Source organism: Vibrio sp. Vb0937, assembly GCF_033338855.1.
In genome coordinates this window covers 59,982-74,024 of the sequence record NZ_JAWOTK010000013.1, presented here as the reverse complement: position 1 = coordinate 74,024, position 14,043 = coordinate 59,982, and the positions used below count along the sequence as shown (strand labels likewise).

8 protein-coding genes are annotated in these 14,043 nt (G+C 45.8%); 5 read left to right on the top strand and 3 right to left on the bottom strand.

All coding sequences use genetic code 11. From position 1 onward, the window contains the following. Nucleotides 1–184 precede the first annotated feature (184 nt). The 5 genes from bcsQ to R7P67_RS16040 are packed head-to-tail and all read left to right on the top strand — an operon-like array spanning nucleotide 185 to nucleotide 10,737. On the top strand, nucleotides 185–964 hold the full coding sequence (bcsQ, locus tag R7P67_RS16060; RefSeq protein ID WP_021484815.1) for a cellulose biosynthesis protein BcsQ: 780 nt from the start codon (nucleotides 185–187) through the stop codon (nucleotides 962–964). 3 nt (nucleotides 965–967) lie between these two features. Then, nucleotides 968–3,601: a UDP-forming cellulose synthase catalytic subunit gene (gene bcsA / locus R7P67_RS16055; protein WP_262652585.1), complete on the top strand. Its 2,634-nt coding sequence runs from the start codon at nucleotides 968–970 to the stop codon at nucleotides 3,599–3,601. Further along, the gene (bcsB, locus tag R7P67_RS16050) at nucleotides 3,591–5,876 is read left to right on the top strand and encodes a cellulose biosynthesis cyclic di-GMP-binding regulatory protein BcsB (RefSeq protein ID WP_262652583.1); all 2,286 of its coding nucleotides are present in this window, start codon (nucleotides 3,591–3,593) and stop codon (nucleotides 5,874–5,876) included. Before bcsA ends, bcsB begins: the two co-directional genes overlap by 11 nt. Continuing rightward, complete coding sequence (gene bcsZ / locus R7P67_RS16045) at nucleotides 5,876–6,982, top strand: cellulose synthase complex periplasmic endoglucanase BcsZ (RefSeq protein WP_120458615.1); 1,107 nt, start codon at nucleotides 5,876–5,878, stop codon at nucleotides 6,980–6,982. The genes bcsB and bcsZ overlap by 1 nt, the downstream gene beginning before the upstream one ends. After that, nucleotides 6,973–10,737, top strand: coding sequence for a cellulose synthase subunit BcsC-related outer membrane protein (locus R7P67_RS16040; RefSeq protein ID WP_262652582.1), 3,765 nt, complete (start codon nucleotides 6,973–6,975; stop codon nucleotides 10,735–10,737). The genes bcsZ and R7P67_RS16040 overlap by 10 nt, the downstream gene beginning before the upstream one ends. A 60-nt stretch (nucleotides 10,738–10,797) precedes the next feature. Here R7P67_RS16040 and R7P67_RS16035 read toward each other — a convergent pair whose 3' ends face one another. From R7P67_RS16035 to R7P67_RS16025, 3 genes are all read right to left on the bottom strand, one after another. Further along, nucleotides 10,798–11,652, bottom strand: a complete 855-nt coding sequence (locus tag R7P67_RS16035; protein ID WP_005388628.1) for a co-chaperone YbbN — start codon at nucleotides 11,650–11,652, stop codon at nucleotides 10,798–10,800. A gap of 472 nt (nucleotides 11,653–12,124) precedes the next feature. Continuing rightward, nucleotides 12,125–12,952, bottom strand: a complete 828-nt coding sequence (locus R7P67_RS16030) for an SDR family oxidoreductase (RefSeq protein ID WP_213912466.1) — start codon at nucleotides 12,950–12,952, stop codon at nucleotides 12,125–12,127. 44 nt (nucleotides 12,953–12,996) lie between these two features. Then, the gene (locus R7P67_RS16025) at nucleotides 12,997–13,911 is read right to left on the bottom strand and encodes a TIGR01777 family oxidoreductase (RefSeq protein ID WP_213912467.1); all 915 of its coding nucleotides are present in this window, start codon (nucleotides 13,909–13,911) and stop codon (nucleotides 12,997–12,999) included. Nucleotides 13,912–14,043 lie beyond the last annotated feature (132 nt).

Sequence of the window (14,043 nt, the reverse complement as noted above, 5' to 3'; positions counted from 1 at the left end):
CTGCAAAAGATATTAATTCGATCTACTCTTCTTATAACTTAACTCAACATAAGTATATTGAAACAACAGAAAACGAGTCTTACGTGCAAGCTAAAAATAAGTGGTTGGTCTTTCAAGCCAATGGTGCTCGTAATGCTCTGTTTCAAGTGCGTATTAAGCAGACAGGTTTAGAGACTGAAGCGATATGAAACGCCTTCTTTTTGTTAGTCTAAAAGGTGGTTGTGGCTCAACGACCGTCGCTGCGAACTTGGCACAAGCATTAGTTAAGATAAACAAACAGGTACTGGCCATTGAGGTGGTGCCTAACAGTTTACTGCAAACTCATCTTGGCTTGCCGCAGGAAGAGAAAGATGGCTGGGCGAAACAACTTCTTTCAGATAAACCTTGGACCCAGGCTGGTTATGAAAGCCCACAAGGTGCACTTTTTTTACCGTTTGGCCATCTGAATTCTGAGCAGTTAAAAGCGTTTTTTAACGAGCGTTCTCACTACCTGTCAATGCTAGGTGAAATGACGTTGCAAGTGAGTGAAAACCGTGGTGAGCAGTGGCTGCTTTTTCACGCCGACTTAGCAGAGCTTACTGATCCTGAAGTGCGATCTTTTGTCGACTCAATGGATATGATTGTGGTGGTGGTAACGGCAGACGCCCTGAGTTATCTCACTCTTCAATCTTGGCTACAACATGAAGAGCTATCGAGATTGCTTCGCTCTGACAAATTGCGTTTTTTGGTGAATAAGTATCAGCCAGAAACCGAAATTGGTCGTGATTTCATGTTGGTGCTGAAAAAAGAACTTAGTGAATCCTTGATTCCTGTTTCGATTCATCGAGATACGGCATTGCTTGAATGTGTGGCAAACCTGACGACCGTTCAACACTATTCGCCATCGAGCCAAGCCGCAAAAGATTTTCAGTCTTTTGCTTTTTGGTGTGTATCAGCGTTATCAAGCGCTCAGGACCAAAGCTAATTTATGCGAAGTCTTAATCTGATTTTCCAACGTTGGGTAGTGGACCAATTCAGACTGCAGAAGAACGCTTACGAGCAAGCCTGGAATTGCAAAACAAACTGGGTTGGTGAGTGTGCTTTGTCTTTTTGGTTTTCATTGAGTTTTGTATTTTTAAAGCCAGTTATTTCGGGTGTTCCCTCATGGAAACTGCCTTTGGTTTACTATCCAAACGTTAATTTTGCTGCGCCAAGATGGTTTGATCCTGTACGTTTTTTTATCCAAAGCGTGTGGTTGCTTTGCTTCAAGCAAAACGTAAATACAGCATGGTCCAAAAAAACCAGCAGCTTAGCGATGACTTTAGCCGAGCAAATTCGCAATGCGTTCTACTTGCCATTTGAATTGGTTGCAAAAGGCGTCCGCTGGTTAGAACAGACAGCGAACAACATCAAAGATCCGCAAGTTCGGGAGCGTATTAAAGCAAGTAAGTCAGCGATGGCGTTGAACTACACCTTGCTGTTTTTCGTGGTGTTAATCGCTTTGCTTTGTTTTACGGTGCCATTTGGTTATCAGGCTCAGACTGTCTTTGTGCTGTTACTCTGGGCATTAGCGATGATGGTCCGTCGCATGCCGGGTCGTTTTCCTACCATGCTTTTGATCATCTTGTCGGTTACGGCCTCATGTCGATACTTGTGGTGGCGTTATTCGTCTACCCTGAACTGGGACGATCCTGTTGCTTTGTTTCTAGGGGGCGTTTTACTTCTAGCTGAGACGTATTCTTGGATTGTGCTAATGCTTGGCTATTTCCAAAATATCTGGCCATTGAATCGCAAACCAGTATCGATGCCACCGGATCAGTCAACTTGGCCAACCATTGACTTGATGATCCCTACTTACAACGAAGATCTCGATGTTGTGAAAGCGACGGTTTATGCCTCGTTAGGTGTCGATTGGCCGAAAGACAAACTTAACATCCACATTCTGGATGACGGCAAGCGTGATAGCTTCCGAGATTTCGCCAAAAGTGTAGGGGTGAACTACATCCGCCGCCCAACGAATGAACATGCGAAAGCCGGTAACATTAACTATGCGTTGAAGCAGACCAGCGGTGAGTTTGTTGCGATTTTTGACTGTGACCATATTCCTACACGAGCATTTTTTCAGCTCACAATGGGGATGTTCCTGAAAGATCCAAAGTTGGCGCTTATTCAGACGCCGCACCATTTTTTCTCACCGGATCCTTTTGAGCGTAACTTATCGAACTTTCGTAACGTGCCAAACGAAGGCAACTTGTTTTACGGCCTGATTCAAGATGGTAACGACTTATGGGATGCGACTTTCTTCTGTGGCTCGTGCGCTATTTTACGTCGAGAGCCTTTAGAGGAAGTCGGTGGTATTGCAGTCGAAACCGTGACGGAAGATGCGCACACGTCTCTGCGCATGCACCGTTTAGGCTATCGTTCTGCATATCTTAAGCAGCCGATTTCTGCTGGTTTGGCGACAGAAACATTGTCTGCACATGTTGGGCAACGCATTCGTTGGGCTCGCGGGATGGCGCAGATATTTAGGGTAGATAATCCATTGACTGGAAAGGGGCTTAAGCTCTCTCAACGGCTTTGTTACGTCAATGCCATGCTGCACTTTCTATCTGGTATCCCGAGGATTGTATTCCTGATCGCACCCTTGGCTTATTTGTTGCTGCATTCCTACGTGATTTATGCGCCAGCGCTGGCGATCATTTTGTACGTATTACCCCACATGATTCACGCCAGCATGACCAACTCTCGTATGCAGGGTGACTACCGTTATTCGTTTTGGGGTGAGGTATACGAAACCGTGCTTGCTTGGTACATCGCAAGGCCAACAACAGTAGCTTTGTTTGCGCCCCATAAGGGGACATTCAACGTAACGGCAAAAGGCGGTTTGGTTGAAAAGTCTCACTACGATTGGGTGATCTCCCGACCATATTTGGTTTTGGTTGCACTCAATATTTTGGGCTTCGCTGTAGGGATTTACCGAATGGGGTGGGGGCCTCAAGACGAAATCGGTACGGTTATCGTGAACCTCGTTTGGACGATGTACAACTTGTTGATTTTAGGTGCTGCTGTCGCCGTTGCGGTAGAAGCCAAACAAGTGCGAAAAGATCACCGAGTAGAGGTGGCGATTCCTGTCGCGGTAAGGCTTCACTCAGGACACTTGATTCAAGCGCAGATGAAGGATTTCTCTTTGGGTGGCGTGCGCATTGAAATAGACGGAGTCGATGAACCAACCTGTGCGTACCTACTTGGCCAAACCTTAGAAGTGATCCTCAATCGCGGTGGTCAAGAGTTCGTGTTCCCGATGACGGTTGCCTATGCTCATAAGGGGATATTTGGTTTACAACTCAACGAATTGTCTCATCAACAACAAATCCAATACGTCCAATGTACATTTGCACGTGCAGATACGTGGGCGAAATGGCAACAAGGCTATCAATCAGATAAGCCTCTCTCGAGTATGCAGGCTGTACTGCAAGTCGGCTTTAATGGATACAAACGCTTGTTGCAACATTGCCCTAAATTTGTTCAGGCCAGTGTGGATGCACTTTTATTTTGTATCGAATTTATTTGGTCACTAAGACCTCGTTATGTCCCAATCAGGACCTCAAGTCATGCTAAATAATAAAAAACTAACAGCGTTGACGACGGCTATCACTCTCATGTGTATGTCGGGCAGTCTCGCGGCACAAGAAGTAAGTCAGCAACAACCAACGCCTTTGGCACAGCAAGATGCTGAAAATTCGACCGTATTTAAGCGTGTCATTCCATTTAGTCAATTGGGTTACAGTGGTTCAATTGCTATTCAAGGTAGTGAGGCCAGTGCTTATATTGGTTTCGGTTCGCGACTCGATGAGGTGGTGTCTAAAGCAACGTTGTACTTTGACATCACACCTTCACCAGCGTTGCTCTCTTTGGTTTCTCACGTCAAAGTGTATTTGAACAACGAGCTTATGGGAGTGGCGTCAATCGTCGATGGTCAGCAAGGTAAAAAATTGAGCTTATCGATGCCGCTGGATACTCGTTACTTCAGTAACTACAACCAAATTCGCTTTGAGTTGATTGGGAATTCTCAGAAAGAGTGTGCCAATCCAAATGACTCGAGCATTTGGGCTGAGATCAGCCAAAGCAGTCGAATTGAAATGTTCGCCCAAAAGACAATGCTGGAAAGTGACTTGAGCTTGTTGCCAGCGCCGTTTTTTGATGTCCGTGATTTCAGCCAGTTAAATCTGCCTGTCGTTATGGGCGGCAAATACGATCTGGATGATGTCAAAGCTGCCGGTGTCTTGAGCTCTTACTTTGGTGCTCTTGCGGGTTGGCGTGGCGCTCAATTCCCTTTTAGTGTCGACACGTTACCTAAGAGCAACGCCATTGTCTTTGTTACCAATGACAACAAACCTGAGTTTCTGAGAGATTTTCCAGACACGGATGGGCCTCGTCTTCAAGTCATCACTCACCCAACGGACCCGTACGTGAAGCTTCTTCTAGTGATAGGCCGTGACAGTAAGGATCTTAACGTTGCGGTGCAAGGTTTGGCGTTGGGAAACCAACTTCTTACTGGGCCAATCGCGAAGATTAATGAAGTCAAACAAATCAAACCACGAGTCCCGTACGATGCGCCAAACTGGGTGAGTACGGCTCGTCCCGTTGCATTATCTGAATTAGTCGAACAAAAAAGCATGTTGCAAGTGGAAGGCCGAACGCCTCCTCCAATCAATGTGAGTTTGCGCTTACCACCCGATCTCTTTACTTGGCAGAGCCGTGGTATACCGATGGATCTTAACTATCGGTATTCGCCACCTGCTGCGGATCATTCTGGTTCTCGCCTGACTTTGAGCATCAATGACCAGTTCATTGAGGCGTTTAACTTAACCACAAAAGGCCAAGGTGGTGAGTCTAACCGTGTGCGTGTTCCTCTGCTAGATGACAGTATTCTGAGTGGTGATGCGCTTGTTCGTATTCCGGCATTTAAAGTTGGCAGTAAAAACCAAATCGAGTTTGAGTTTGGTTTTGCGTCGGTGACTGATGGGCAATGTCAGGTGACGCAGCCAAGTAAGCAATACGCGGTAATTGATGGTGACTCTACGGTTGATTTTAGTGGTTTCCCTCACTACATCGAAATGCCAAATATGCGCGCTTTTGCTACTTCTGGCTTCCCTTACACACGCATGGCCGATTTGTCAGAAACTGCGATTGTTGTTCCAGAGAGAGCTCCAAAAGAAGTGTTGCAGACCTTCTTAAACGTCATGGGCTCGTTAGGAAGTGATTCTGGGTACCCAGGTATTCAGGTGCTTTTGACAGATAAATGGAATGCTGAGCAACTAAAAAATAAAGACATCCTGACGATTGGTGTTGTGGATGCACTAGAAGAAGCCGCTAATAACCCTGACCAAGTTAACTTAGTGGTTAAAGAAGGTCAGAGACAAATTCGCCTGCCAAGCAAAAATGAAAAGCAGCTCGGAATGAACTGGATGAGTCCAAGTGATGCTCGTCAAGTGGCCGCGGATTATGTTTCTGTTGAGGCAGAAGGCTCTTTTGCTGCTATTTATGGTGCAGAATCGCCATTTACGAAAAAACGCAGCGTCATTTCTATTATGGCGGCTCACCCGTCAGATTTTGCGTCGGTTGATCGCGCGTTGGCTGACTCCGGTAAAGTGGAGCACATGTTTGGCTCGGTAGTGACTTTGAGAAATAACGAAGTAGCTAGCTACAACGTGGGTTCGCACTACTATGTTGGTAAGCTTCCTGTGTGGCAGCTCGTTTGGTATCACTTCTCTAATCACCCAGTCATCGTTGCGTGCTTTGCCGCCTTGCTAGTGGTGATTGTAACCATTGTGCTTTGGCGCGTATTACGTCAAGTCGCGTCTAGACGTTTAGAAAAAACTGAGGAAGAGGAATAATGAAAAAACTCATCTCATTCCTTATGTTGTTCGTGTCTCCTTACTTGTGGGCTAACACCTGCGAGTGGCCACAATGGGAAACATTTAAGTCTGTATACATGGAGCAAGGCCGAGTCGTTGATGGCAGTGACGAGCGTATGATTACAACCTCGGAAGGCCAATCTTACGCATTGTTTTTTGCCTTGGTTGCCAATGACCCTAAAACCTTCGATCAGGTTTTAAAATGGGCTCAATCACATTTAGCTGGTGGGGACTTGACGGCAAGGCTTCCTGCTTGGTTGTGGGGAAGAAAAGAAAATGGTCAGTTCGGAGTGTTGGATTCTAACCCAGCGTCAGATTCTGATTTGTGGATAGCTTACTCTCTTGTTGAGGCGGGGAGGTTATGGAATAACTACTACTATCAGACCCTTGGACATCTGATCGCGAGTCGTATTTTACGTGAAGAAACCGTCAACATAGCGGGAGTTGGAACGGTATTGTTGCCAGCTCCAACGGGCTTTGATGCCGACGGCCAGTACCGTGTGAATCCGAGTTATGTTCCGTTACAACTGATTGCTCGTATGCAGTCGCTGTACCCGCAATACAACTGGGACTCAATGTATAAGGCAAGTGTTCACATGCTAGAGAAAACGATGCCAGCAGGCTTTAGCCCAGACTGGGCAGTATTGAGAAATGGTCGTTATAGCTCAGATGTGGTTACAGGGCCGATGGGCAGTTACAACGCCATCCGCACTTATCTTTGGGCGGGTATGCTAAATGACCAAGTTTCAGAAAAAGCAGTATTAGTACAAAAAATGCAGCCGTTTGTCGCGGCAACCAAAGCCCTTGGTGCGCCAGCGAGAGAAGTAAATACTGAAACGGGTAAATATACCCAAGCAGGAAGCGCAGGTTTTTCTGCTGCGGCTCTTCCGTTACTCGCGGCTTCTGGTGAATCTACGCTGTTGGAGACGCAGTTTCGTCGTGCTCAAAATGAACTTGTGGTGGACAAAAACGATCATTATTACGACAACGTATTAAGTCTATTTGGACTTGGTTGGCATGAAGAACGTTACCGTTTTGGTGTGCAAGGTGAATTGCTTCCTGTATGGAGCGAGAGATGTCAGTAACAGGACGCGTGTTATGGTGGATTCCACTGGTTGCTTTGGCGGCTGGTGGCGTCGGCACTGTGCATGCAGAAAGCTTTAGCTCAACACCTCTGACAAAGTCGCAGCTCGCACAGGTCTACAAGCCTATCGAGCTGGTTCAATTTTCCACATCATTAGCACGAGTTGACTCGGTTGAGTGGTTGGTTGAGCAGCTAAAACTGGCGGATGCGATTGGCCGAGATGATATTGTCGAGAGTACTCTGGAGAGGCTGTTCGCGATTGAAGAAAGCAATCCAACGGGGCTTTTCTATCAAGCGAATATGTATCTGAAACGTAAGCAGCCAGAATTAGCAAAACTGGTATTTGAGCGCTTAATCAGACAGGCGCCTCATTCGACTCAAGCGAAAAACTTGTCATCGATTATGGCTATTCAGGGAGAGAAAAGAGCGGATTATCAGCGCGCTCAGTTGCTTGCAAAATCTGGTCGTTACGATGAAGCGATTCAAGCTTACAAAGCCCTTTTCCCAAATGGAATGCCATCACCAGCGTTACAACTAGAATTCCTACAGTTGCAAAGTAATTTGCCTGGCAGTTGGAGCTCGGTAAAACAGGGACTGGAACGTTTAAATGCAAATTATCCTAGTGTTCCGTCTTTTCAACTCGCGTTAGCCAACCACATTCGCAAAGAGAATCCTGCCGATCCATGGATTCTCGATACCTATAAAAAGTTAGCGCTTGCTCCTTCGGTTGGAACAAATGCGGCAACGTCGTGGTTGCGTGCATTGGATCAATTGCCTATTTCAGATCAAGTTGTTCAGCAATATGCCATCTTAGCTAGCTACTACCCGTCTGACATGGAGATACAAAGAGCGAATCAAAGCGCGAAAGATCGCTGGAAAAAGGAAAAGGAACTACGCAAAGACCCCACTTATCTCGCCAAGCTCAAAGGGTTAGCGTTGCTCGAGGAAGATAAAACCGACCAAGCAGAAGCTCAGCTGCGTTATGCGTTGACGACTCGTCCGCAAGATCCTGAATTGCTTGGTGCTATGGGTAAGGTTTATCTACGTAGAGGGCAGCAACAAAAAGCGCTCGGATACTTTAAACAGGCTCAGCACTTAGATCATAATCCTGACTCGGCCTCAAAATGGGCAGCGCTAATCGAGACTTCTCAATATTGGGCGTATCTTGATCAAGGTGATGCCTTGGTCGAAAAAGGCCAGTTTAAGCAAGCAGAAAGCGCTTATCAAAAAGCGATTCAAGTAGATAAATCCCAACCTTATGCTTATTCATCATTAGGCTCTTTGTATCTGGTACAAGAAAATTATGCCGCGGCAGAGAAGGTTTTCAAACAAGCTTTGCAACTGGATAGCAGCAATAGCTCTGCATTGCGTGGTCGCTTAGATGTTCGTATTCAGCAGCAAGATTGGTCTGGCGCGGAAGCACTCGCGCGCAGTTACTCAGCCCCACAGCAGAAAGTGGTCGCTGAAAAAATAGCGAGCATCAAGTCGGAAGTTATTTTGACTCGTCTGCGGATCGCAATCGCTCAAAATGATCAGGCAACGATGAAAGCGTCCGTAGAGGAATTGATTGCGCTACAGCCAACCTCCCCATGGTTAAGGCTTGATATTGCTGACGTGGTTCATTCAATGGGCGACAAAGTACGCGCGGATACGCTGATGTCCGATTGGGCTACATCTAGTAATGACCCTGAAATGAAATTTGCTTACGCGCTTTATCTCGCGCAGGACTTCAAAGTGAATGAGGCCATCGCTGAGCTAGAGAGCATCGCACAACATGACATGACAGACGCAATGCAGCGCAATTTAACTCGCTTGAAGCTTGATGCCCAGTTGAGAGAGATTCAAACGCGTTACTTAGCTTCTCCTGAATCAGTAACGGCGACATTACGTGCGCTAGAGTCGGATTATCAAGGTCAAATTCAACCGCTCGCTCGTCTAGTGAGTGCGTGGTTAGACATTGATGAAGTTAAGGAAGCTGAGAGGATTTTCCAAAGCATTTCGTTTGCAGAAGATTGGTCAACCGATGACAAACTGGCTTACGGCAGCATGATGGTAAGCTTGAATCACTTTGAAGATTTTGATAGTTGGTATGCGAGCTTAGCATTAAATTCCGCAACACAAGATTTAAGTGCTTCGGAAGCATTACAGCTTGATGAACTCAAAACCCGTCGACTGTTGAGTCAAGCGGATCTGATGCTGGTTAATCAACAGCCTAAGCTTGCGTTGGATTTGTATGAACAAGTTTCTTTAAAGCCTGAGCCATTTAAAACTCAAGCAGAAATTGGCATGTTGCAAGCTAGTGCTTTGACTGGATATGAAGCGACGTATCACGACATGCACCTCATTTTGAATAAAAAGCGCGATAGCTTAACTGCGGCACAGTTGATGACAGTGGCCGCGGTGTTTAATCAACAAGGCTATCGAAATGACGCTAATGCGCTAAATCAGTTGTTGGATGCGATGCCTGATGCTGACGCATTAGCATTTCGCAATAGCATGTCTATAGCAATGGAAAATCAAAAGTGGGCGTTAGCTGAAACACGCGCCTATCAAGCCTTAAATCGTGACCGAATGGATAAAAATCGTGAAACTGAAGAGGCGAAAAAAGAACCCCTAAGCTTACGCGAGCTATATGATACTGCTGACGACTACTGGTTGACTCGTAACGTCAAATCGGACATCGATAAACTGCATGATCGGAGTGATGGGCATGTCATGATTGGCTGGGATTACAGTGCACGAGATGGCCGTAATACTTCGAATCAAGTGCCCATAGAAGCCCGAATCCCGATAGAGAGCTGGGATGGGCACCTGTTGCTAAAAGCCGATTATGTTTCTATCGATTCAGGTCAGTTGGACTATTATGAAAAAACTACCGATTCTGACAGCACTTCGTTCCAAAATGACGCATCAGGTATGGCATTTGGAGTGGGCTGGCAGGCTGAAGATTGGTTGGTCGATATCGGCACGACACCAATTGGTTTCGACCATACCACATGGGTTGGTGGTGTGCGCATCAATGGGGACCTGGGTGAGTTTGGTTGGACGGCAGAAGCTTCGCGTCGCCCAGAGACCAGTAGCACGCTTTCTTATGCTGGAATGTCTGTCCCTAGCGGCACGACTGACCCGCAAGGGACTAAATGGGGCGGAGTTGCTCGTACTGGTGTGAAGTTGAGCTCAAGTTGGGACATTGGTGGCCCTTACGGTTTTTGGAGTAGCTTGCAGTATCATGTTTTGACTGGTGAAAAGGTTGAGGACAACACTCGTTTAGGCGTGCTAGGTGGAGCGTACTACAAGTTAATTGCAACGGATGACCAGCGTTTAAGTATAGGTACGAACTTAATGTACCTTGATTACGACAAAAATCTGGGTGAGTACACGCTAGGTCACGGTGGCTACTACAGCCCGCAAAGTTACTTCTCGGTGTCTTTACCTATCAACTTTTATGGCCGATACAACAGTTCTTGGTCATATCAATTGAGTGCATCCGTCTCTAACTCTTGGACTAAGGAAGACGCGCCATACTTATCGACAGTAGCGGAGTCAGACAAAGGTGGTGGTTTTGGTACGTCGTTGCAAGCGGCGGTGGAAAAGCGAGTCAGCAAACGTTGGTATCTTGGTGCGTTAGTCGATGTACAACGTTCTGAGTTTTATACACCAAACCATTTCATGCTTTATGCCAAGTACACCTTTAATGATCGTTGGCAACCAATAGAGTATCCGCCAGCAGCACCAACGTTGTATAGCGACTTCTAACAAAAAACAAAGGCCGGAAATCCCGGCCTTTGTTGTCTTATTCTTAGAAGAATGCGGCGCTTAGTACAAAATTGAGTAAAGCTGGCGACGATATTTGCTTGCTAATGCGTTACCTTGACCTAGCGCACTGAGAATATCCATAAAAGTCTTCTTCACGTCACCGTCTTGGGCGCCCAAGTCTTTTTTAAGAATATTCCACAGCAGTTCCAACGCTTCTTCATCCCGACCAACTTGGTTGTATTGTACCGCCAATTCACAAGCGAGTTCGAAGTTTGCCATGTCTGCTGCGTATGCTTGTTCTAGTCGCTGTAACTCAGGGCTATCTGCAGCCTGCAAATGCAGCTCGAGCTTGGCTATTAGGCTCTTGTAGTAGTTATCTTGATACTCGAGAGGGATAGCGTTCAGTAGTTCTTGGGCAATATCAAATTGTTTGGTTTCTAGCAAACAATCAGCCATCGCGAGTTTCACATCACCACGCTCTTGCAGCTCTGGCGGCAAAGTGTGGATGATGCTCAAAGCCTGAGCATGCTCACCTTGCTGAAGAAGTTCACTGACTTGTTTTAATAGTTGTTCATCTGGGCTTGGCAAATGCTTTTGTAGCATGGTAGCAATGGCATCAATTGGCTGGGGGCCTCCCAGACCATCGACGGCTTGACCATTTATAAACAGCGCGATAGTTGGCAATACTTGCACGCCAAATTGAGACGCTAAAGCGGGCTGATCTTCACAATTTAGTAGAGCAAGCGTAAATGCACCGTTGTACTGTTGAGCAAGAGATTGCAACTCAGGGAGTATCTGTGCGCTTTCTGGCTGAGCGTTGGCCCAAAAGTGGATCAAAACGGGCGTGTTCATTGATCCTTCAAGCGTTTCGCGAAAGTTCTGTTCTGTTATCTCAACGATAAATGGGGATTGCATCAGAGTATCCTTGCCTTGTGTCTTGTCGTTGATATTAGATATGGAGTTGATTTAGGTGAAATTCAAGCGACATTCACCATCAATAATGAATCATTCTATTTTGAGAAAACGTGAGGTAATAGAGTGAGGTTATTGCTGCTCAGGTGTTAGATAAAAAGAAAACGCTGCCGAAGCAGCGCAATTCTAATGCTATTTGTTAGTGCGGTATCAAAATAGGATGAACATGGTCAACACTACACCCACACTAAGCCAGTTAAGCTGATTTAATGTCATTGTTGCCTCGCAGTAGTATAAACATTGCTACAAAACGTAATGGGTGGCGATACCAAATCTAAGCAACTCAATCACTTTGGGCGAAAGAATCCCCGCTGAATTGCGTAGAAATTGATTCGTTTAGTTGAGGTTTTTTTAACCTACATGTTCATAATGACATCACATTGTTACGGTGAAATTACATTTCGACAAAACTTTTTTATGCAGCCTGTCGCAAAATTTTATCAAGTACATGGGTTGGTAATAGTCTTTTCAAGACTGCGAATAATTTAGTCGGTGTAGTAATTCGATAACGAATTTTCGGTGAAACGCTAGTTAATGCATGAAGAACTGGTGCGATGCAAGACTCTGCAGGCAAAACAAATCGATTATTAGACTTGTCGTTGTTGAGTCGCTCTCTTTGTCCTTCATAAGCATGACGATGGGGGCTAGATTCAATATCAACCCACTTCTCAAAGGCTCGTAATGCATTGTTTCTAAATTGAGTTTCGATCGGTCCTGGTTCTATCAATGCCACTTTGATATTCGTATCCGCAAGCTCTAGCCTGAGCGTATCTGTCCAGCCTTCTAAGGCAAATTTTGATGCATTATAGGCACCACGGTATTTCATTGCGGCAAAACCAAGAACAGAACTGTTTTGTATGATGCGTCCTTCGCCTTGCAGGCGCATATGAGGAAGCACTTCTCTGACCAACTGGTGCCAACCAAAAAAGTTGGTCTGAAATTGATCTTGAAGAGCCTCGGTGGGTAAGTCTTCCAGTGCTCCGGGCTGACCATAGGCACCATTATTGAACACTGCGTAAAGCTTACCTTCTGCTAACTCTAGCGCTTGCTTCACGCCCGAAGAAATGCTTTCTGGGCTGTTTAGGTCTAGATTGATGCAGGTTAGCCCTTCATTAATTAGGCGCTGGACATCTTGTTCTTTCCTACAAGATGCAATGACATTAAATCCCTTGTTTTGTAGGGCGTGAGCGCACACGTAACCGATGCCGGTTGAACAACCCGTAATGAGAATCGATTTTTTCATAATTTAATTTAAGACTCAGAAACATTGATTAGAGCCATCATTCATCAGCTCCGTTCATGAAGCAAGTGCTTGAGTGCTGGCTCTATTCTGGAGTAGCTAAATTTAAAGCCCAGTTCGGTGAGTTTTTTGGGTTTGGCTCTCATGCTATCAAACAACAAGCAGGAAGATTCTCCCATTAGGAGTTCCATCGCCCATTTAGGCGTGAACAAGATATGCGGACGTTTTAGCGTTTTAGCTAGTGTGCCGCTGAATATACGATTAGTCACAGGGTGGGGCGCGCACATATTGAATGCACCGTGGGCATGTGGTGTTTCAAGCAAGTACATGATGGCGCGGACCATATCTAGGATGTGAATCCAAGGCATGTACTGATTACCGTTCCCAAGTGGGCCGCCTACGCCAAGCTTGTAAGGTAATAGCATCTTTGCCAACGCACCACCATTAAGGCCGAGTACCACGCCAGTTCTCATTAGACAAACCCGAGTTTGTTCCGACTCTGCGCGCTTGGCTATTTGCTCCCACTTTGCACATACCTCGTGAGGAAAGCCGTCGCTATTAACATGTAAGCACTCATCAAACGGATGATCTTGTTGATCACCATAGTAGCCAACTGCCGAGCCACTAATAAAAACAGAAGGAGGTTCGGTACTAGCGTGGATCAGCTCAACAATTTGCTCGGTAATTTTCCAACGACTTTTGCAGATTTTTTCTTTTTGCTCGCTGGTCCACCTTTTATCCGCAATACGCTCACCTGCAAGATTAATGACGGCATCAACGTGATTGAGATCGGCGAACGACTCGAGCGAGTCAAGGTATTCGATATTACCCAGATCAGCATGCTGTAGGCGTTGTTTTGCTCGCTCTGGAGAGCGTGTAAGTAGCATAACCTGGTGAGTTGATAGCAGCTTGAGCAACTCCGAGCCAATAAACCCAGTGCCACCTGTGAGTAATATCTTCATGTTATCTCTTTGAATGTACACGTATTAGAACATTATAGTCGTTTTGTGCTTAGCTTGATCATCTCAACACCATTATTTCTGGGATAGTGACAAGCTGACAGAGAGGCTATTAACTTCACATATTAGAAAATA